Origin of the sequence: Novosphingobium sp. 18050 (assembly GCF_902706195.1) — a bacterium.
Lineage (GTDB): Bacteria > Pseudomonadota > Alphaproteobacteria > Sphingomonadales > Sphingomonadaceae > Novosphingobium.
Map to the genome: position 1 here is coordinate 251,517 of NZ_CACSJO010000004.1, position 20,661 is coordinate 272,177.

Here is a 20,661-nt window from a genome sequence, read left to right on the forward strand (position 1 = left end):
CACGCGCCCCTGCACAGCGCTTACTCGGCCGCCTGCAGTTCGGAACCCGCCGGCGGCATGTTGTGGCCCAGCAGACGCAGCACGTCTGCGGCGCATTCGACCACGTTCGAGCCGGGACCGTAGATGCCCTGAACGCCGGAATTGCGCAGGTATTCGTAGTCCTTCGCGGGAATTACGCCGCCTGCGATCACCTTGATGTCGCTGCGGCCGGCATCGCGCAGCTGCTGGATCAGTTCGGGGATCAGCGTCTTGTGACCGGCGGCAAGGCTGGACGCGCCGACGACGTCGACTGCGTTCTCCAGCGCCAGCACCACGGTTTCCTCGGGCGTCTGGAACAGCGGGCCGGAGACGACCTCAAATCCCATGTCGCCGAATGCCGAGGCGATGACGTTGGCGCCCCGGTCGTGGCCGTCCTGACCCATCTTGGCGACGAGCAGCTTGGGCTTGCGGCCCAGACGGCGCTCCACCGCCTGCACACCGTCAAGCACCTGCTGCCAGCGGGTGTCGCCCTCGTAAGGGGCGCCGTAGACGCCCTTCACCGGCGTCGGCTGAGTGCCGTAGCGCTCGAAGCTCTCTTCCATCGCGGAGGAGATTTCGCCCAGCGTGGCGCGCGCGCGGGCGGCTTCCACCGCGAGGGCGAGCAGATTGTTCTCGATGCTGGCGGGCGACGCGGCGCCTGCCGCCAATGCCTTGAGAGCGGCCTGACAGGCAGCCTCGTCGCGCTCCGCCTTCATCTTGTTGATGCGGGCGATCTGGCCTTCGCGGACCTTGGCGTTGTCGATGTCGAGCGTCTCGATCGCGTCTTCGGCGGCGAGACGGTACTTGTTGACGCCGACGATCACGTCGTCACCCCGGTCGACACGCGCCTGGCGCGAAGCGGCGGCGGTTTCGATCATCGCCTTGGGCCAGCCGGCGGCGACCGCCTTGGCCATGCCGCCATCGGCCTGCACGCGCTCGATGATTTCCCAGGCCTGGTCGACCAGCTGCTGCGTCAGCGATTCGATGTAGTATGAGCCACCCAGCGGATCGACGACATTGCACATGCCGGTCTCCTCCTGGATGATGATCTGGGTGTTGCGGGCGATGCGGGCCGAGAAATCGGTCGGCAGCGCGATCGCCTCGTCCAGCGCGTTGGTATGCAGCGACTGGGTGCCGCCTAGCATCGAGGCCATCGCCTCGACGGTGGTGCGGATCACGTTGTTGTAGGGGTCCTGCTCCTGCAAGGACACGCCCGAGGTCTGGCAGTGGGTGCGCAGCATCTTCGAACGCTCGTCCCTGGCGCCAAGGTCGGTCATCACCCGGTGCCACAGCACGCGCGCGGCGCGCAGCTTGGCGATCTCCATGAAGAAGTTCATGCCGATGGCGAAGAAGAACGACAGGCGGCCCGCGAACTTGTCGATATCAAGGCCCGAGGCCACGCCGTACTTCACGTATTCGGCGCCGTCGGCGATGGTGAAGGCCAGTTCCTGGACCTGCGTCGCGCCGGCTTCCTGCATGTGATAGCCGGAAATCGAGATCGAGTTGAACTTGGGCATCTCGCGGCTGGTGTAGCCGAAGATGTCCGAGATGATCCGCATCGAAGGCTCTGGCGGGTAGATGTAGGTGTTGCGGACCATGAACTCCTTGAGGATGTCGTTCTGGATGGTCCCGTCGAGCAGCTTGCGGTCGACGCCCTGTTCCTCGCCCGCAACGATGAAGAAGGCCAGGATCGGGATCACCGCGCCGTTCATCGTCATCGAGACCGACATCTTGTCGAGCGGGATGCCGTCGAACAGGATCTTCATGTCCTCGACCGAGTCGATCGCAACACCGGCCTTGCCGACATCGCCGACCACGCGAGGGTGGTCCGAATCGTAGCCGCGGTGGGTGGCGAGATCGAAAGCGACCGACAGGCCCTTCTGCCCGGCCGCAAGGTTGCGGCGGTAGAAGGCGTTGGATTCCTCGGCGGTGGAGAAGCCCGCGTACTGGCGGATGGTCCAGGGGCGGCCCGCATACATCGAGGCGCGCACGCCGCGCGTGAACGGCGCATAGCCTGGCAAGCCGGGGTCCACGGTCACGTCCTCGGAGGTGTAGAGCGGCTTGACCGCGATGCCTTCGGGCGTGTTCCAGGTCAGGTCCCTGCCCTTGACTTCCTTGTCAGCCGCTGCCTGCCAAGTCTCGATGGTGGGTTTGTCAGTCATCGCCTTGCCTCGCCAATTTCGTCATTCTGAACTTGTTTCAGGATCTATTTTTCGATCCATTCCGTCAGTGCTTCACCAGCACGATGGATCCTGAAACGAGTTCAGGATGACGGAGAAAACGAACTCAATGCCCGTGTTTAGGCGTTTCCATGATCTCGGTAAGCTGTCCGCCCATATCCTTGGGATGGACGAAGAAGATCATCGTGCCATGGGCGCCGACACGCGGTTCACCCAGGACGCGTTTGCCGAGGCCTTCGAACCAGGACTTTGCCTCCTGGATGTCGGGCACTTCGTAACAGATGTGGTGCTGGCCTCCGAGGGGGTTCTTCTCGAGCCACTTGCCGACCGCCGATGCGGGTGTCGTCGGCTGCAGCAGTTCGATCTGCGTCCCCGCCGTTCCGTTCTCGCCCGGTGTGTTCACGAAACAGACGCGCACCTGCTGGCTTTCCAGCACGAACGGTTCGGTTACGTCGGTGGCCCCCATCACGTCCCTGTAGAACGCGATCGAGGCATCAAGGTCAGGCGTGGCGACGCCGATGTGATTGAGACGGCCCAGTTTCATGCGACATTCTCGATAATCATGGCGATGCCCTGACCGCCGCCAATGCACATCGTGATGAGGCCGTACCTGCCGCCGATCCGCTTCAGTTCATAGGCGCACTTGATGGTGAGCATGCTGCCCGTCGCGCCGACGGGGTGGCCGATCGAGACGCCCGAACCGTTGGGGTTCACCTTCTCGGGATCGAAGCCAAGCACCCTGGCGACGGCGCAGGCCTGCGCCGCGAAGGCTTCGTTGCTCTCGATCACGTCGATCTGGTCGAGGCTGAGACCGGCGCGCTTGAGCGCGATCGGCACAGCCACGATCGGGCCTTCGCCCATGTATTCCGGCTCCACACCGGCATGGCCCCAGGCGACGATCCGGGCGAGCGGCTTGAGCCCGCGCTTCTCGACCTCGGTGCCAGTGGCCAGCACCACGGCGGCGGCGCCGTCGTTGATGCCGCTGGCGTTGCCGGCGGTGACCGAGCCATCCTTCTTGAAGGCCGGCTTCATCTTGCCCAGCGTTTCCGCAGTTGTGTCGGCGCGGACATGCTCGTCGGTGTCGAATACGGTGACACCCTTGCGGGTCTTCACTTCGACGGGAAGGATCTGGTCCTTGAAGCGGCCTTCCGCGATCGCGCGGGCGGCACGCTCGTGGCTGGTCGCGGCCAGCGCGTCCATGTCGCCGCGCGAAACGTTGTGGCGCTCCGCGACGTTCTCGGCGGTGATGCCCATGTGATATTCGCCGATGGCGTCCGACAGGCCGAGCGTCAGCGCGTCTTCCTGCGTATTGGCGCCCATCTTCCGGCCCCAGCGCACGCCGTGATCGTGATACGGCACGTTCGACATCGATTCCGCGCCGCCTGCAAGCGTGACCGAAGCCTCGCCCAGCTTCATCATCTGCGCGGCCGAGACGATCGCCTGGACACCCGATCCGCACAGGCGGTTAAGCGTCAGCGCCGGGGTGCCCAGCGGGATTCCGGCGTTGATGCCGATCACGCGGGAAAGCATCTGGTCGCGGGCGCTGGTCGGCATGACCTGGCCGATGACGACATGTTCGACAGCTTCGGCCTCGATGCCCGCGCGCTTCAGCGCCTCGGTGGCGACAAGCGCGCCCAAATCCGAAGGCATGAAGCTCTTGAGCGAGCCCCCGAAGTCGCCGACTGCCGTGCGTACGCCGCTGACGATGTAGATCTCTTCCATGATCTGCCTTCCAATCTCTTGTTCTCGGTTTCGAGCGAAGGTCCTCTTCGACCTCCGCCCGCGATCACGGTACTCTCAAAAAGAACACCGCCCGCAGCTATGAATCCCGCCTTCGGCAGGTATCAGAGCGGAATGTTGTCGTGCTTCCTCCAGGGGTTCTCGATGCTCTTGTTGGCGAGCTTGCGCAGGCCCAGCGCGATGCGCCGGCGCGTCGAGTGCGGGTAGATGACCTCGTCGATGTAGCCCCGGCTTGCCGCCACGAAGGGGTTGGCGAAGCGGTCTTCGTATTCCTTGGTCTTGGCGGCGATGCCGTCCGCGTCCTGGCCGCGGAAGATGATCTCCACGGCGCCCTTGGCACCCATCACCGCGATTTCCGCAGTCGGCCAAGCGTAGTTGAGGTCGCCGCGCAAGTGCTTGGAACTCATGACGTCGTAGGCGCCGCCATAGGCCTTGCGGGTGATAACGGTAATCTTGGGCACGGTCGCTTCGCCATAAGCGAACAGCAGCTTGGCGCCGTGCTTGATGATGCCGTTATGCTCCTGGTCGGTGCCGGGCAGGAAGCCGGGCACGTCGACGAAGGTCACGATGGGAATGTTGAATGCATCGCAGAAGCGCACGAACCGCGCGGCCTTCTTGGACGAGTTGATGTCCAGCACGCCCGCCAGCACCATCGGCTGGTTGGCGACGATGCCCACGGTCTTGCCTTCGATGCGGCCAAACCCGATCAGGATATTGCCCGCGTGGAGGGGCTGCAACTCGAAGAACTCGCCCTCATCCAGAGTTTTGCGCAGCACTTCCTGCATGTCGTAAGGCTGGTTCGCGGACGGCGGGATGATCGTGTCAAGGCTGTACTCGAGACGGTCCCAGGTATCGGCACAAGGGCGCTCCGGCACGTCGTCACGGTTGGAAGCGGGCAGGAAATCGAAGAAATCGCGCGCCGCCAGCAGCGCCTCGATGTCGTTCTCAAGCGCGAGGTCGGACACCGAAGTCTTGCTGGAGTGCGTGATCGCGCCGCCCAGCTCTTCCTGCGTGACAACCTCATTGGTGACCGTCTTGACCACGTCGGGGCCGGTCACGAACATGTAGGAGCTATCCTTCACCATGAAGATGAAGTCGGTCATCGCGGGCGAATAAACCGCGCCGCCGGCACAGGGCCCCATGATGAGCGACAGCTGCGGCACCACGCCCGAGGCAAGGACATTGCGCTGGAACACGTCGGCATAACCGCCCAGCGAGGCGACGCCTTCCTGGATGCGCGCGCCGCCCGAATCGTTGAGGCCGATCACCGGCGCGCCGACTTTCATCGCCGCGTCCATCACCTTGCAGATCTTCTGCGCATGACGGGCCGAAAGCGAGCCGCCGAACACCGTGAAGTCCTGGCTGAACACGAAGACGAGACGTCCGTTGATCGTCCCGGAACCGGTGACCACGCCGTCGCCGGGGATCTTCTGGTCCTGCATGCCGAAGTCGACGCAGTCATGCTCGACGTAGAGGTCCATCTCCTCGAAGCTGTCCTCGTCAAGCAGCACCTCGAGACGTTCGCGCGCGGTCAGCTTGCCCTTGGCGTGCTGCGCATCAATGCGCTTCTGCCCGCCGCCCAGCTTGGCTGCGGCCCGGCGCTTTTCCATTTCGGCGATGTTTGCTGACATCCGGCTTCCCTATGTACCCAATGGTCGCGGCATCGAAATGCCCATGCCTCCTAAAGGCAGCTGGAAGCGCTCAGGTCAACAGTTTTAATCGCTCGGTTAAAACAAATCGCGGGGCTGTTTTGGCTATATCCGTCAGGCGATACAGCAATGCAGCGCCGCCGCCGCGCTGCGTTCCGGCGAGCGGAACGCCCGGCTCGCAATGAGGAAGATGACGGAGGAGCATCCCGTTTCAGCGATGCCCCTCTCCGTCCCGCTCACTTCATCAGAACGAGTTCCTCCGACATCGTCGGGTGAATGGCGACGGTTGCGTCGAAGTCGGCCTTGGTAAGGCCTGCCTTCACCGCCACGGCAGCAGCCTGCATGATCTCGGGCGCTTCGGCGCCGATCATGTGGATGCCCAGCACTCGCTCGGTCTGCGCTTCGCAGACCATCTTGTAGAGCGAGCGTTCGTTCCGGTGAGCGACGACGTTCTTCATCGAGCGGAAGTCGCTCGTATAGACCTTGACCGAGCCATACTGCGCCGTTGCTTCGGCTTCGGTGAGGCCCACGGCTGCGATCGGTGGGTGGCTGAACACGGCCGAGGGGATGCACGAATAGTCCACCTTCGTCGGCTTGCCGCCGAACACGCTGTCGGCAAAGGCCTGCCCTTCGCGGATGGCCACCGGGGTAAGCTGCACGCGGTCGGTAACGTCGCCCACGGCGTAGATGCTCTCGATGCTGGTGCGCGAATTCTCGTCCACCTCGACCGCGCCCTTCCCGTTCAGCTTCACGCCAACGTCGTCGAGGCCGAGACCTTCGATGTTGGGCACGCGGCCAGTGGCGAACAGCAGGCAGTCAACCTCGATCGGCTCATGATTGCTCATGTGGACGGTGAGCGAGCCGTCCTCGTTTTTCTCCACCTTCTCGAAAGCGGCGTTGAAGCGGAATTCGATGCCCTTGATGAGCGATATCTGCAGCAGACGGTCGCGCAGGGCCTCATCATAGCCACGCAGCAGCTGGTCGGAGCGGTTCATCAGCGTAACCTTCGCACCGAACTGGTTGAAGATGCCGGCAAACTCGTTGGCGATATAGCCCGCGCCCGCGATCAGCACGCGCTTCGGGATCGCGTCGAGGTGGAATGCCTCGTTCGAGGTGATGCCGTGTTCGTGGCCAGGGCACGTGGGCACCATCGGACGCGCGCCGGTGGCGATCAGGATGTGCCTGGCAGTCTTCTTCTCGCCGCTCGCCAGCGTGATCTCGTTGGGGCCGGAGATCACGGCGCGCTCATGGAATATCTCGACTTTGTTGTTGTCGAGCGTCTGGGTGTAGAGGCCGTTCAGCCGGTCCACGTCGCCCAGCACGTTGTCGCGCAGCTTGATCCAGTCGAACTTCGGCTCGCCCACGTCCCAGCCGAAGTGCCTTGCATCCTCCAAATCCTCGGCGAAGTGCGCCCCGTAGACGAGCATCTTCTTGGGCACGCAGCCCCGGATCACGCACGTGCCGCCAACCCGGAACTCCTCGGCCACGGCAACCCGCGCCCCGTAAGCGGCTGCCACGCGGCTGGCGCGCACGCCGCCCGAACCGGCGCCGATGGTGAAGAGGTCGTAGTCGTATTCGGCCATGCGTCTGTGCTCCGTTGCGGCGGGCGCAGCCAAGAGTGCGGCGGCAGATCCCGTTGCTTCGCGGCGCATATGGGACATGGCCGGGACGATTGCCAGCGACCACCGGCCCGGCCCGCCGTTTCGATCCGGCTCGCGCTTCACTCTCTCCGTCGCCAACCTATTGTCAATCAATTTGGTTGAGTTTATATCCGGGGTATGGCTGCTTTTCCATGAGGCAGCGCACCACGACTGGGAGATCACCGATGGCACGTTCGCACAACGCCTCGGCGGACAAGCAGGAGCCGCTGATTTTGCTCGTTCCCGGCCTCGATGGCAGTGGCCCCGGCCACTGGCAGCGACGATGGGCGGAAGAGATCGACAATTGCCAGATCGCCGAACTGGGCAGCTGGGACACCCCGCACCGCAATACCTGGATAAACCGCCTGAACCTTGCCGTGCACCGCGCCGGACGGCCAGTGGTGCTCGTGGCCCATAGCCTGGGCTGCGTGCTTACCGCATGGTGGTCGAAGTTCGAGCAGCCCGGCTACTCGACGCCGGTGATCGGCGCCATGCTGGTCGCCCCGCCCGAGGTGGACTTCTTTCCGCGCGATGACCGCCTCAACGGCTTCGCGCCCACTCCGGCGGATGCCCTGCCCTTTCCCTCGCTGCTGGTGGCAAGCCGCAACGATCCCTGGATCGGCTTCGATACCGCCAAGGGCCTCGCCCGGCGCTGGGGGAGCGATTTCGTCGATGCCGGCAATGCCGGGCATATCAACGCCGATTCCGGCCTCGGAAGCTGGGAGGACGGCAAGCGCCTGCTGGCGCGGCTGCTCGACGCTCAGGTGCCGACCCAAGCCTTGCCGTCGAGGGCCGCGCATGGCGACTGGTCCGAAGGTCTCGAATACCGCGCCTGACGGGCAATCTCAGCGCGTCACCAGCCCCTTGCAGGGCGCCGGGGCGGGACCAGCGCCCGCTCCGGCGTATGTTCTCACGGCGTTTCCCCCATCCTTCGAGGGGCGCGCCGATCAACCGATACCGGCGATGGCCAGCAGCGACTCGGTCGAGGGATCGAACGTCGTGCCGCCCTGCTCGATCTTGTTGGCGATTTCCTTGCCCAGTTCCACGCCGAACTGGTCGAAGGGGTTGATACCCATCAGCACCGCGTTCGCGAAGGTCCGATGCTCGTGGAAGGCCACCAGCGCGCCGAACGTGACGGGGCTGACTTCATCAAGAAGGATCGTCGCCGAAGGCCGGTTGCCGGCATAGGCCCGTGCCGGATCTTCGCTGGCCTTGCCCGCCATCAGCGCCGCGCCCTGCGCGAAGCAGTTGGAAAGCAGGATGCGGTGATGCGCCGCGCCCTGGTCATGGCCCGGCTCGATCGAGGCGATGAAGTCCACCGGCACCAGATTGGTGCCCTGATGCAATAGCTGGAACACCGCGTGCTGGGCATCGGTGCCGACGCCGCCCCAGGTGATCGGCGCGGTCGGACCGTCGACGGGGGTGCCGTCCATCTTCACGCTCTTGCCGTTCGATTCCATCTCCAGCTGCTGGAGATAGTCGGGCAGCAGCGCCAGCCGTTCGTCATAGGCAAACACGGCGCGGGTCTGGCAGCCGCGCAGGCGGGTGTAATACTGGTCGGCAAAAGCGGCGCGCAGCGGCAGGTTGGCAATGCCGTCCGCATCGCGGAAATGCACGTCCATCGCGGCGGCACCGGCAAGGAACTCGGCGAAATCGGGCCAGCCCAGCGCCATGGCCACCGGGAAGCCGATCGAGGACCAGAGCGAATAACGCCCGCCGACGCTTTCCGAGAACGGCAGGACTCGGGTTTCGTCGACGCCCCATTCCATGGCCTTTTCCGGCGAAGCGGTCAGCGCCACGACGCGGCCATAGGGGTCCTCGACGCCATTGTCGCGCAGCCAGGCGATCGCGCTTTCGGCGTTGGTCATGGTTTCAAGCGTGGTGAAGGTCTTCGAGGCAACCGCCAGCATCGTAGTGGCCGGATCGCATGCCTTGAACGCCTGCTCCAGCGCGCAGCCGTCGATGTTGGAGACGACATGCACGTCCACCAGCGCACCCTTGCGGGCCAGCGCATCCACGGCAAGCGCCGGGCCAAGCGCCGAACCACCGATGCCGATGTGGATCAGGTGCTTCACCTCGCCCATCGCGCCGCGGTGGATAGCCTCGACGATCGCGGCCATACGGTGGTGGTACATCGCCGCCAGATCGACGCTCTCTTCCTTGCCGACGCCGCGCTGTGCGGTGTGCTCGGCCGCGCGGCCTTCGGTGGTGTTGACGATCTCGCCGGCGAACAGCGCGGCGCGGCGGCCGTCAAAGTCCATCGCTTCGGCCAGTTCCTCGAAGGCGGCGACGTGGGCGGCGTCGAGATGGGTCTTCGACCAGTCGAAGCGGATGCCGGTGGAGTTTTCCTCCTCGCCCAGTTCAAGCTCGGTAGCGAAGGTGTCGAGGCGGGTGGGGTCACTGTCGAAAAGCTGCGCCAGAGTCGGCTTTTCCAGTCCCTGCAGCTTCTTCCAGACCGCTTCGCTCATGCCGTACAACTCCTATTGGCCGTGTCGGTCGGCCTTATGCGTTCCGCAAGTGCGAAATCCAAGCCCGAGTTGTGCAATTATCGGCCAGTGTCACACCTTGGTGGGGATCGCACTTGACGGGAGCGCGCCCGCGTGAGCAAGGGTTTCGATCATGAGCGATACCCCTATCCAAGTCACAGAGGCCGCCGCAAAAGCCCCTGCGGACAAGCCCGCCACGGGACCGACAACTCCGGTCAAGAAGGACGAGAGCTTTTTCTCCTTCCTGGCGTGGCTGGTGCTGGGCGTGCTGATCCTGCGCAGCTTCATCATCTCGCCCTTCAACATCCCCAGCGAATCCATGCTGCCACGACTGCTGACCGGCGACTATCTGTTCGCCACCAAGTGGTCCTATGGTTTTTCCCGCTATTCGCTGCCGTTCAGCGTGCCGCTGATCCCGGGCCGCATCCTGGCCAGCCAGCCGGACCGCGGCGACGTGGTGATTTTCAAGGCGCCCCCGGGCAACGATGTCGACTATATCAAGCGCGTTATCGGCCTGCCCGGCGACGAAGTGCAGATGAGGGGCGGCCAGGTCTGGCTCAACGGCAAGGCCATTCCCAAGATCAAGGTCGCGGATTTCCTCGTGCCGATCAGCCCCAACACCGATTGCGGCCCCGGTTTCGACAGCACCGACGACAAGGGCACGCCCGTCTGCCGCTACCCGCAGTTCCGCGAAACCCTGCCCGGCGGCAAGACCTACAACGTCCTCGACATGGGCCAGACCCCGCAGGATGATACCGGCGTGTTCATCGTCCCCGAGGGCCACATGTTCCTGATGGGCGATAACCGCGACAACTCGATGGACAGCCGCTTCCCGGCGATCGAAGGCGGCGGCATCGGCATCGTCCCGCAGGAAAACCTGGTCGGCAAGGCTGCAGTCATGATGTTCTCCACCGACGGCTCGTCCGAATGGATCAAACCCTGGACCTGGTTCACCGCCGCACGCTGGAACCGTATCGGGAGCGTTATCTGAGTGCTTGATGCGCCCACCCGCGCCTTCCTGACCGAACACGCCGGCTACGAACCCGCCGACGAAGCCCTCTGGCTCTCGGCCCTGACCCACGGGTCCACCGGCGATAAGCGCAATTACGAAAGGCTGGAGTTCCTGGGCGACCGCGTCCTGGGGCTTTCGGTCGCTGAGTGGCTCTACCGCAATAGCGAGGAGGCGGAAGGACGCCTCTCGCAGCGCCTCAACGCGCTCGTCAGCCGCGCCACTTGCGCGATCATCGCGCGCGAGATCGGCCTGGGCCCGCACATGCGGCTGGGCAAGCAGGCCCGCGACGACGGCGGCGAGGATTCCGAAAACATCCTGGGCGACGTGATGGAGGCGATCATCGGCGCCTGCTTCACCGAGCGCGGTTTCGAAGGTGGCCGTGACATGGTTCTGCGCCTGTGGGGCGATGTGCTCAACGGCAAGACCGGCAAGCGCAAGCATCCCAAGTCCGCGCTGCAGGAATGGACTGCGGGCAATCGCCGCCGCATGCCCGAATACAAACTGCTCGACCGCTCCGGCCCCGATCACGCCGCGCGCTTCACTGTCGAGGTATCCGTTCACAACGTCGGTTCGGCCCAGGCCACCGCAAACTCGAAGCAGGACGCCGAGACCGGCGCCGCCGAGGAATTCATGAGGAAATTCGGATGACCCAGCACTGCGGTCTCGTCGCCGTCCTAGGCGCACCCAACGCGGGCAAGTCGACGCTCGTCAACGCACTGGTCGGCCAGAAGGTGGCGATCACCTCGGCAAAGGCCCAGACCACCCGCGCTCGCCTGCTCGGCATCGCGCTGGAGGATGAAACCCAGATCATCCTGGCCGACACCCCCGGCATCTTCGAGCCCCGCCGCCGCCTCGACCGGGCGATGGTCGCCGCCGCTTGGGAAGGCGCGCAGGAGGCCGACGCAATCCTCCTCGTGGTCGATGCGGTGAAGCTGCGCCGCCACGAACTGGCGCCATTGCTGGAATCGCTCAAGCCCCGCCCGGAGCGCAAGCTGCTGGTGCTCAACAAGGTCGATGCCAGCGTCAAGGAGAAGCTCCTCGAACTGGCGCAGGAATTCAGCGCCGACTCCATGTTCGACGAAGTGTTCTTCGTCTCCGCGCTGACCGGCGACGGTGTGCCCCAGCTCAAGTCCTGGCTTGCAAAGCTGATGCCGGAAAGCCCCTGGCACTACCCCGAGGATCAGGTTTCCGACGCCAGCGAGCGCCTGCTGGCTTGCGAGATCACCCGCGAGCAGATCTACCGCCAGCTCCACGACGAGTTGCCCTACGATGCCGCTGTGCGCCCGGAAAGCTATACCCCGCGCAAGGACGGCTCGGTAGAAATCCGCCAGCAGATCGTCGTCGCCCGCGAAAGCCAGAAGGCCATCGTGCTGGGCAAGCGCGGCGCCAAGATCAAGACCATCGGCGAAGCGGCCCGCACCGAACTGGCGGCCGTGCTCGGCCACCCGGTCCACCTCTTCCTCCACGTCAAGGTTGAGGAAAACTGGGCCGATTCCGCCCGCGACATCTACGAAGAAATCAGGCTGGACTGGGTTAAGTGATGACGCCGGTATTGAGGAATTTTGGCGCAGCCCTACTGCTGGGCTGCGCAGCCGCCTCGATGCCGGCCCTCGCCCAGCAATCGGCTACGACGGAAAAGGCCAAGGCCGCCTCGGTCAAGAAGCCGAAGGTCGAAAAGCCCAAGGTCGTGAAACCCAAGGGCAAGAAGGGCGCGCCCGCACCCGTCGAAGCGCCCAAGGTGGTGATCCCTGTCGAGACCCCCAAGCCCGTTGTCATGGAGAGCCTGCTCGACAAGCGCTACGTCGCGATCGGCTCGTCCTTCGCGGCTGGGCCACAGCTACCGCCTTCGAAGCCAAGCTGGCCGGCGCGCTGCGGGCAGAGCTTCAACAACTACCCCACGCTGCTGGCCGAACGGTTCGGCGTGGAACTGATCGACCGCAGTTGTTCAGGCGCGACCACGGACAACGTGCTCGGGCCGTGGAATGAAGTGCCGCCGCAGATCATCAGCGTCACGCCGGAAACCCGCCTCGTCACAGTGACGATCGGCGGCAACGACCTGTCGTATATCGGCAACCTGTTTTCGGCGACTTGCGCCTTCAACGCCAAGCTGGCCCCGGTTCCGGGCGCGAAGACCCGCGCCTGCGGCGCCGTGCGTATACCCACCGAAGCGGACTATGTGCGCGACGAAGCCCAGCTGAACGAGATCGCGCGGCGCATCAAGACGACCGCCCCGCAGGCCCGCCTCGTCTTCGTCCAGTACTTCAACCCGCTGCCAAAACCCGGCGGCCTGTGCCCGGCAACTCCGGTCAGCGAGACCGACGCCGCCATCGTGCGCGAAATCGGCCGCCGCCTGGTTGAAATCACCGCCCGCGTTGCCGAAGCACACGGCGTGCCCGCGATCGAGATGAACCTGTCCTCGGCCGCGCATACGCCGTGCGACAAGGAGCCCTGGATGATCGGCTCGCCTGCCGGCTATGATGGCCGGCAGGGTCTCCAGTGGCACCTCAACAAAGCCGGGATGCAGGCCACCGCCGATACCATCGCCGCCTGGCTTATCAAAAGCGGCGTTAAGCCGGTCAGGTCTCCGGTCACCGCCGAACCTGGCCTCAACCCGCCTGGAGGACAAGCTCCGACGATGACAGCGCCGAATGCGCCCGCGCCGGCTGTCCCGGTCCCCGCGCCGACGGTCAAGACGCCCTCGAAACCGACGGTCGGCACGAGGCAGTAGAGCCTGACCCAATCGATCGGTCGGATGGATCGCTGCTGATGGTCACGATGGTCCACCGCGATGCAAACGCCCGTCGCAATTCTGCAATTTTGACGCAGTAATCGCCCCTTCAGCGAGCGCCCCCGGCGGCCGCACCACAGAAGGGCTCGCAGGAATGATCGCGCGGATCGCCGCAAAAGCGCATTGGGCCATCCGCCCTGCCGCCGCAGACGCTTTGCGCCTCGGCTCGCTCGCACTCTACCTGCCGGTCGCTTTCGCGCTGCGGTTGATGATGCTTGGCAAACCGGCGTTCCAGTCTGACGAGCAGTTCTACCTCCTTGTCGGGCAGCGCATGGCACAGGGCGCCCTGCCCTATGTCGACCTCTGGGACCGCAAGCCCTGGGGCCTCTTCGCCATCTTCCGGGGTGTCTACGCCCTGCCTTTCGATCCGGTGCTGACCTATCAGTTGCTTGGCCTCGCAAGCTCGGTGCTGACGGCGCTGGTGATCGAGCGGATCGCCCGGCGCATCTCCCCCCCGCCCGCCGCGCGCATGTCGGGCCTTGCCTATCTGATCTGGCAGCCGGTGTTCAACGTGGCGCTGGGCCAGTCCCCGGTGTTCTACAATCTGCCCGTCGCGCTGGCCGCGCTGATCGTCCTTGACGCGCGACTGAAGTCCGGCGATCCGCTGCTGGCACGGCGCGGGCTGGAGGCGATGCTACTGCTCGGCCTCGCCCTGCAGATCAAGTACAGCGTGGTGTTCGAAGGAATGGCCTTCGGCCTCCTCCTCCTCGCGCGGGGCCGGGCCGATGGATGGACCGGCGTCCGCCTCACGATGACCGGCGCAGCATGGATCGTCGCGGCCCTCGCCCCGACCGGCGCAGTGCTGCTCGGCTATATCTCGGCGGGCTACGGCGAGGCTTTCGTGCAGGCCAACTTCCTGTCGATCATGGGTCGTTCCACCGACCATGCCGACGCCTTCGCCCAGCTTGGCAAGGAATGCCTGGCGATGATCCCCTTTGCCCTCGCCGTGATACTCGCGCCCCGCCGCCTGTCGCCGGTTCGCGGCGAGCGGCCTGCAATATTGCCTGACCTGCGCCTCTGGGCACTGGCAAGCATCGGCGGCTTCCTGATCTTCGGCACATGGTACGACCACTACCTCGGCCCGGTGCTGGTCCCGCTCTGCATCCTCGCAGCGCCCGCGCTGGCACGCACCGCAAAGGGTGAACGCTGGTATGGCCGAATATTACTGGGCCTGGGCCTGATCGGCGCCGTTGCCGTACCCCTCGCACAAGTGATCGAGCGCGGAACTGCCGCCGAATTCGCCGCCACGACCCGCGCCATCGCCGACGAACTGCACGGCCGCTGCCTCTACGTCTACGAGGGCGACAGCGCGCTCTACCGCACTACCGACGCCTGCATCCCAACCCGCTTCGCCTATCCCAGCCACCTCAACGCCATGAACGAGGCAGGCGCGCTGGGCATCTCCCCCCAAGCGGAAGTCAGGCGTATCCTGGCGAGCAGGCCCGGCGTGATAGTGGTTTCGGAAACCGGCCGTTCCAACCAGCCCAACCGCGAGACGCGCGCCTTGATAAGAGAGGCGCTAAACCGGGACTATGAGCACTATCAGAGCGCAGCGCTGGGCGAGCGGCGCTATGGCCTGTGGCGGTTGAAAAGAGCACCGCTTCTCTAACGCCCAGCGGTGCCCCGACAAAAAGGCCCCACACAGGTCGATAATGCGCGCGGCCATGCTGCGCCTCCTCTCCGGTTCGAGGGGAGGCAGGCACACGGCCGCGGCGCCGAACTGGTTACCGCGCTTTGGCGACCCCGATATTGTGCTGTTTCGCAGCGTCCTTGGTCGATTCCTCGGTACGGTTGAGGGCCTTGGCGATTTCCTTCAGGCCCTTCCCCTTGCCGGCGAGGATCTGCAGCTTTTGCAACTCCTCGGGCTTCCAGGGCTGCTTGTGCTTGGCTGTCTTGTCGCTCATTCCGCTGCCTCCGCAGGCTTCTTCTTGGCCGGAGCCTTCTTGGTCGCCGCCTTCGTACCAGCTGCCTTGGGAGCAGCCGCCTTCTTGGCAGCAGGTTTCTTTGTGGCTGCCTTCTTGGGCGCCGCCTTCTTCTTGCCCTTGGCCGGCCCCTTCGCAGCCTTCTCGGTGATGAGAGTCACGGCCTGCTCTTCGGTGATGTCCTCAGGCTTCATGTCGCGCGGCAACGTGGCATTGGTCGTGCCGTCGCTGACGTAAGGACCATAGCGCCCTTCCATGACCTTCATCTCACCGCCGCTGACGGGATGCATGCCGAACACCTTGAGCGGTTCCGCCTTGGTGCGCGAAGCACCGCCGCGATTGGCCGCATCGGCGAGCATCGAGACGGCCGCGTTCATGCCTGTGTCGAACACCTCGGCGGTCGAACGCAGCTTGGCATACTTACCATCATGGGCGAGGTATGGCCCGTAACGTCCTATGCTGGCAGTAATATCCTTGCCGCTCTCCGGGTGTTGGCCGACCGGGCGCGGCAAGCTGAGCAGCTTGATCGCCCATTCCAGATTCAGCTCGTCGATGTCCTTGGGGATTGACGCGCGCTTGGCTTCCTTGCCCTCACCCAGTTGGATGTAGGGACCGAAGCGGCCGGTGCGGCGCACGATATCCAGGCCGGTTTCGGGGTCCTGGCCCAGCGCCTCGTCGTCACCGCCGCCATCGGCGCTGCCGCCGGGCTGCGCGAACTTGCGGGTGAACTTGCACTCAGGATAGTTCGAGCAGGCGATGAACGCACCGTAGCGACCACCGCGCAGCGAAAGGCGGCCTGCCTCGCACTTGGGGCAGACGCGCGGATCGGTGCCGTCTTCCTTGGGCGGGAACAGGTAGTCGGAGAGGAATTCGTCGAGCGCCTCGGTCACTTCCGAGGGCTTCTTCTCCATGACCTCGTCGGACTTGGGCTTGAAGTCGCGCCAGAAGTTGGCGAGCAGAACCTTCCACTCCTCGCGCCCGCCCGAGACGTTGTCGAGCTGGTCTTCCATCCCCGCCGTAAAGTCATAGGCTACGTAGCGGTCGAAAAAGCGTTCCAGAAACGAGGTGAGAAGTCGACCGGATTCCTCTGCAAAGAAACGGTTTTTTTCGGTCCTCACATAGTTACGGTCCTTGATGACCTGAATTGTCGAGGCATACGTCGACGGACGGCCGATACCGAGTTCTTCGAGGCGCTTGACGAGGCTCGCCTCGGAAAAGCGCGGCGGCGGCTGGGTAAAGTGCTGCTCGGCGTTGACAGCCTTCTTAGCCGGCATGTCGCCCGCCTTCATGAACGGCAGCAGGCCGCCGTCCTCGTCCTCCGACTTGTTGTCCTGCCCTTCCTCGTAAACCGCGAGGAAGCCGGGGAACTTCACGACCTGGCCGGTGGCGCGCAGTTCATTGCGGCCGGTGCCGTCGCGCAGAGTGATGGTGGTGCGCTCAAGCTGGGCCGAGGCCATCTGGCTGGCCATCGCGCGCTTGAAGATCAGGTCGTAGAGGCGTGCCTCGTCGCCCGAGCCAAAGCGGTCCTTAGTGAATTCGGTCGGCCGGATCGCCTCGTGAGCTTCCTGCGCGTTCTTCGCCTTGGTTTCGTAGTGTCGCGGCTTTTCGGGAACGTAGTGGCCCGAGAAACGCTCGGCGATGGCCGCGCGGGCGGCCGAGATCGCGCTGGGGTCCATCTGTACCCCGTCGGTACGCATGTAGGTGATCGCGCCCGCTTCGTAGAGCGACTGCGCCACGCGCATCGCCTGGCTGGCAGAGAAGCCCAGCTTGCGCGCGGCCTCCTGCTGCAGGGTCGATGTGGTGAACGGCGGCTGCGGGTTGCGGCGGTGCGGTTTGGTCTCGACGCCCTCGACCTTGAAGGCGCCTGCCTCGACGGCGGCCTTGGCGCGCATCGCAGTGCCTTCGTCGCCCAGCGTCAGGCGGTCGAGCTTCTGGCCGTCGAACGTCACCAGCTTGGCGGTGAAGTCGGTGCCGTCATGCGCCATCTGTGCGGCGACAGACCAGTATTCCTGCGCCTTGAACGCCTCGATCTCGCGCTCGCGGTCAACGATCAGGCGCAGCGCCACCGACTGGACGCGGCCAGCGGACTTGGCGCCGGGCAGCTTGCGCCACAGCACCGGCGAGAGCGTGAAGCCGAACAGATAGTCGAGCGCGCGGCGCGCCAGGTACGCGTCGATCAGGTCCTGATCCAGCTCGCGCGGCTGGGTCATCGCCTTGGTGACGGTTTCCTTGGTGATCGCGTTGAACGTCACGCGCTGCACGTCCTTGGGCAGCGCCTTGCGCTTGGCCAGCAGTTCGCGAACATGCCACGAAATCGCCTCGCCTTCGCGATCAGGGTCAGTCGCGAGGATCAGTCGGTCGGCGTCCTTGGCGGCATCGGTGATCGCTTTCACCTGGCGCTGCTTGTCGCCGTACAGCTCCCAGTCCATCGCGAATTCCTCGTCCGGGCGGACGGAGCCGTCCTTGGGCGGCAGGTCGCGGACGTGACCGTAGCTGGCGAGGACCTTGTAGTCCTTACCCAGATACTTCTCGATGGTCTTGGCCTTTGCAGGCGATTCGACGATTACCAGCTGCATTTCAGACTTTCGTTATGCCTTATACGCGTAGGCGCGTTGTGCTCGTGCACATGCGCGCTCTCGCGTGCGCATATGTGTGTACGCATAGGGTGGGAAGCATTGGGGCGGTTCGTCAAGCGCAAGACGCGTCCTTTGCTCAGGCGAAAACCGAGACCATCCGCTCGTCGCGGTCGACCAGCAGTGCGAAGAGAGCCACGGTGCCGCAGGAAATCAGGGCGGAAAGCCCGTAACTGGCAACGTTGCCGAGAAATTCAACGACGTAATGCGCCAGACCGATATTCGCCGCCTCCTCGCTCACCACGGCGTAAATACCCAGCGGCAGCAGGAGGGCGGCGAAAACCACGCACACGATGGCAAGAAAGCCGACGATGGGCCACGTAGAGCCCCGCGTCAGCCGCCAGCTTTCACCGAAAGCGGCGAAAACCGCAGAGCCCCGCGCCACGACAAGCGCTCCCGCCAGTGACCAGCGCGCAATCAGGATAAGACCCGGAAGGATCACGAGAATCAGCCCCGGCAGTCCCAAGACCGAGGTGACGAACGATATGGCCGCATAGGCGATGAAGCCCGCGCGCCTGCTCCGGCTGCCGTCCAGAAGCCCTTCGGTCGCCATCACCTGCCAGAACAGAAAGTAGCCCGCCACCGAAGAAGCGGCCATTTCAGCCCCGATGCCGCGCGTATCGTCGATCACGAGCGAAAGGGCGCTGGAAACCACGCTCATACCCAGCGCGAACGCGGCCAGCACCACGCGGCTGCGCCCGGCGATGCCGGCACCTTCCGCGAAAATGTCGCCCACGCGAATTGCCGGTTGGGTAGTCGCCACCGAAAGCCCCGTTTCTGCCTTAATCAAGGCTCTGCGCGAGCCGGTTCACGTCGTCAATCGGCAAGTTGCCAATTCGTTCTGTTCATTGGGAAATTCGCGCGCAGGTGGCCACCAGTCAGCCGATGCTAACCCTGCCACCGGCGTGGCGCACCAGCTGCCCCGCCAGTTCAAGTTCGAGCAGCGCCAGTTGCACGCTGGCGGCGCTGGCGCCCGACTGACGGATCAGTTCGTCCACTCCTACCGGCGCGGCGGTGAGGAGCCCGCCGACATCCGCCGGATCGCCTGTTTCCCCGGCCAGTTCCTCCACTTCCCAGTGCGCTGACACTTCGCGCAAGGCGGAGCGCGGCTCGCCAGTGAAGCCGGATAGCAATTCGATCACGTCGGCTGCGCCCTGCACCAGTATCGCCCCGTCGCGGATCAGCTGGTTGCAGCCGTGAGAGCGCGGATCGACCGGAGAACCGGGGATCGCCATGACCTCGCGCCCCATCTCGCCGGCGAGACGCGCGGTGATGAGCGAACCGGACCGGGGCGCGGCCTCTACCACCAGCGTGCCTGCCGCCAGTCCGGAAATAATGCGGTTGCGGGTGGGGAAGTGACGTGCCAGCGGCTCGGTTCCGGGTGGCTGCTCGGCCAGAAGCAGGCCCTTCGCCGCGACATCTTCCTGCAACGCCGCGTGTTCGGGAGGGTAGGAAATGTCGATGCCGCTGGCGATGACGCCGATCGTCGCACCGCTGGTCAGCGCGCCTTGGTGCGCAGCACCATCGATACCGCGCGCCAGCCCCGAAACGACGGTCCAGCCCTCACCCGCTAGGTCGTGGGCGATCTCCCGCGCGAGGCGGATCGCGGCGGCGGAGGCGTTGCGTGCGCCGACCATCGCGACACAGGACCGCGACGAGAGGGCGATATCGCCCCGGTAGGTCAGGATCGGCGGCGCGCCCTCGGATTCGGCGAGCAGGCGCGGATAGTCCGGCGAATCGTGGAAAAGGTAGCGCGCACCTGCCTGGCGCACGGCGGTGATCTCATCGTGAATGCGGCGCTCGGGCGCAGGAACATAGGCACGGCCCTTGCGTCCGGCGAGGTCCGGCAGTGCAGCCAGCGCCGCCTTACCGCTCCCGAAACGCGCCATGAGCTGGCCATAAGTGACCGGGCCGACGTTGGGCGAACGCAGCAGGCGGATGCGGGCAAACGCCTCTTCCTGCGAAAGGCCGCCTTCTCCGCTCATTTTTTCTTGCCACTTCCGATGCGCGGCTCGGTTCCGGCGCGCAGGCGGCCGATGTTCTCGCGGTGCTGGAACAGCACGAGGGCCGCGATCACCGCCAGCACCGTCGCCGCGTCATGTTCCCCCAGCGCCAGCGCCGCCAGCGGCGCGACCACAGCGGCGGTCATGCCCGCGACCGAGGAAATCTTCGCAGTGGCAAGCAGGCCGAGCCAGGTCAGCGCATAGGCCAGCCCCACCGGCCACGCGAGGCCGAAGGAAATGCCCGCCATGGTCGCCACGCCCTTGCCGCCCTTGAAACCCAGCCAGACCGGAAAGCAGTGCCCGAGGAACGCCCCCAGCCCCGCAAGCGCGGCATAGTCCGGCCACAGGCGGGCGGCGATCAGCACGGCGGCAAGACCCTTGGCAAGGTCGAGCAGGAGCGTTGCCGCCGCCAGGCCCTTGCGTCCGGTGCGCAGCACGTTCGTCGCGCCGATGTTGCCCGAGCCGATGGAACGCAGGTCTCCTGCGCCGAAAAGGCGGGTGATGATGAGGCCAAACGGCACAGATCCGAAGGCGTAACCGAGCGCAAGTGCGAGAATCCAGTCCATATGCCGGTGCCTTAGCGTCCTATC

Annotated in this window: 17 protein-coding genes; 6 read left to right on the top strand and 11 right to left on the bottom strand. The window is 64.9% G+C overall.

The window, feature by feature from the left end; genetic code table 11:
- Positions 1-20: 20 nt before the first annotated feature.
- The 5 genes from scpA to gor form a co-directional block, all read right to left on the bottom strand.
- Positions 21-2,180: a methylmalonyl-CoA mutase gene (gene scpA, locus GVL61_RS06905; protein ID WP_159978336.1), complete on the bottom strand. Its 2,160-nt coding sequence runs from the start codon at positions 2,178-2,180 to the stop codon at positions 21-23.
- 124 nt (positions 2,181-2,304) lie between these two features.
- On the bottom strand, positions 2,305-2,742 hold the full coding sequence (gene mce / locus GVL61_RS06910; RefSeq protein ID WP_159978338.1) for a methylmalonyl-CoA epimerase: 438 nt from the start codon (positions 2,740-2,742) through the stop codon (positions 2,305-2,307).
- The gene (gene bktB, locus GVL61_RS06915; RefSeq protein WP_159978340.1) at positions 2,739-3,920 is read right to left on the bottom strand and encodes a beta-ketothiolase BktB; all 1,182 of its coding nucleotides are present in this window, start codon (positions 3,918-3,920) and stop codon (positions 2,739-2,741) included. The genes mce and bktB overlap by 4 nt, the downstream gene beginning before the upstream one ends.
- A gap of 122 nt (positions 3,921-4,042) precedes the next feature.
- Positions 4,043-5,569: an acyl-CoA carboxylase subunit beta gene (locus tag GVL61_RS06920; RefSeq protein ID WP_159978342.1), complete on the bottom strand. Its 1,527-nt coding sequence runs from the start codon at positions 5,567-5,569 to the stop codon at positions 4,043-4,045.
- Between the two features lie 254 nt (positions 5,570-5,823).
- Positions 5,824-7,170, bottom strand: a complete 1,347-nt coding sequence (gene gor / locus GVL61_RS06925) for a glutathione-disulfide reductase (protein ID WP_159978344.1) — start codon at positions 7,168-7,170, stop codon at positions 5,824-5,826.
- 242 nt (positions 7,171-7,412) lie between these two features.
- On the opposite strand from gor, the gene GVL61_RS06930 reads away from it, so the two are divergent.
- A complete protein-coding gene (locus GVL61_RS06930; RefSeq protein WP_159978346.1) occupies positions 7,413-8,063 on the top strand; it encodes an alpha/beta hydrolase in 651 nt (216 codons plus the stop codon).
- Between the two features lie 111 nt (positions 8,064-8,174).
- Here GVL61_RS06930 and pgi read toward each other — a convergent pair whose 3' ends face one another.
- A complete protein-coding gene (gene pgi / locus GVL61_RS06935; RefSeq protein WP_159978348.1) occupies positions 8,175-9,695 on the bottom strand; it encodes a glucose-6-phosphate isomerase in 1,521 nt (506 codons plus the stop codon).
- 151 nt (positions 9,696-9,846) lie between these two features.
- Here pgi and lepB point away from each other — a divergent pair, with 151 nt between their 5' ends.
- The 5 genes from lepB to GVL61_RS06960 all read left to right on the top strand — a co-directional run bounded on the left by lepB (position 9,847) and on the right by GVL61_RS06960 (position 15,122).
- Positions 9,847-10,704, top strand: coding sequence for a signal peptidase I (gene lepB, locus GVL61_RS06940; protein WP_159978350.1), 858 nt, complete (start codon positions 9,847-9,849; stop codon positions 10,702-10,704).
- Positions 10,705-11,373: a ribonuclease III gene (rnc, locus tag GVL61_RS06945; RefSeq protein ID WP_159978352.1), complete on the top strand. Its 669-nt coding sequence runs from the start codon at positions 10,705-10,707 to the stop codon at positions 11,371-11,373. It abuts the gene before it with no gap.
- Positions 11,370-12,266 carry a GTPase Era gene (gene era, locus GVL61_RS06950; RefSeq protein ID WP_159978354.1) on the top strand — a complete coding sequence of 299 codons (897 nt, stop codon included), beginning with the start codon at positions 11,370-11,372 and terminating at the stop codon, positions 12,264-12,266. Before rnc ends, era begins: the two co-directional genes overlap by 4 nt.
- A complete protein-coding gene (locus GVL61_RS06955; RefSeq protein WP_235037561.1) occupies positions 12,266-13,453 on the top strand; it encodes an SGNH/GDSL hydrolase family protein in 1,188 nt (395 codons plus the stop codon). The genes era and GVL61_RS06955 overlap by 1 nt, the downstream gene beginning before the upstream one ends.
- 154 nt (positions 13,454-13,607) lie before the next feature.
- The gene (locus GVL61_RS06960) at positions 13,608-15,122 is read left to right on the top strand and encodes a hypothetical protein (RefSeq protein WP_235037562.1); all 1,515 of its coding nucleotides are present in this window, start codon (positions 13,608-13,610) and stop codon (positions 15,120-15,122) included.
- Positions 15,123-15,237: 115 nt separating this feature from the next.
- Here GVL61_RS06960 and GVL61_RS06965 read toward each other — a convergent pair whose 3' ends face one another.
- The 5 genes from GVL61_RS06965 to plsY form a co-directional block, all read right to left on the bottom strand.
- The gene (locus GVL61_RS06965; RefSeq protein ID WP_007680958.1) at positions 15,238-15,417 is read right to left on the bottom strand and encodes a hypothetical protein; all 180 of its coding nucleotides are present in this window, start codon (positions 15,415-15,417) and stop codon (positions 15,238-15,240) included.
- Entirely contained in the window at positions 15,414-18,011 is a 2,598-nt protein-coding gene (gene topA, locus GVL61_RS06970; protein ID WP_159978356.1) for a type I DNA topoisomerase, read from the bottom strand. Before topA ends, GVL61_RS06965 begins: the two co-directional genes overlap by 4 nt.
- Positions 18,012-18,147: 136 nt before the next feature.
- Positions 18,148-18,831 carry a hypothetical protein gene (locus GVL61_RS06975; RefSeq protein WP_159978358.1) on the bottom strand — a complete coding sequence of 228 codons (684 nt, stop codon included), beginning with the start codon at positions 18,829-18,831 and terminating at the stop codon, positions 18,148-18,150.
- Positions 18,832-18,946: 115 nt separating this feature from the next.
- Positions 18,947-20,053 carry a DNA-processing protein DprA gene (dprA, locus tag GVL61_RS06980; protein WP_159978360.1) on the bottom strand — a complete coding sequence of 369 codons (1,107 nt, stop codon included), beginning with the start codon at positions 20,051-20,053 and terminating at the stop codon, positions 18,947-18,949.
- Positions 20,050-20,637 (bottom strand): glycerol-3-phosphate 1-O-acyltransferase PlsY, encoded by a 588-nt coding sequence (gene plsY, locus GVL61_RS06985; protein WP_159978362.1) that lies wholly within the window; start codon positions 20,635-20,637, stop codon positions 20,050-20,052. Before plsY ends, dprA begins: the two co-directional genes overlap by 4 nt.
- Between the last annotated feature and the right edge of the window lie 24 nt (positions 20,638-20,661).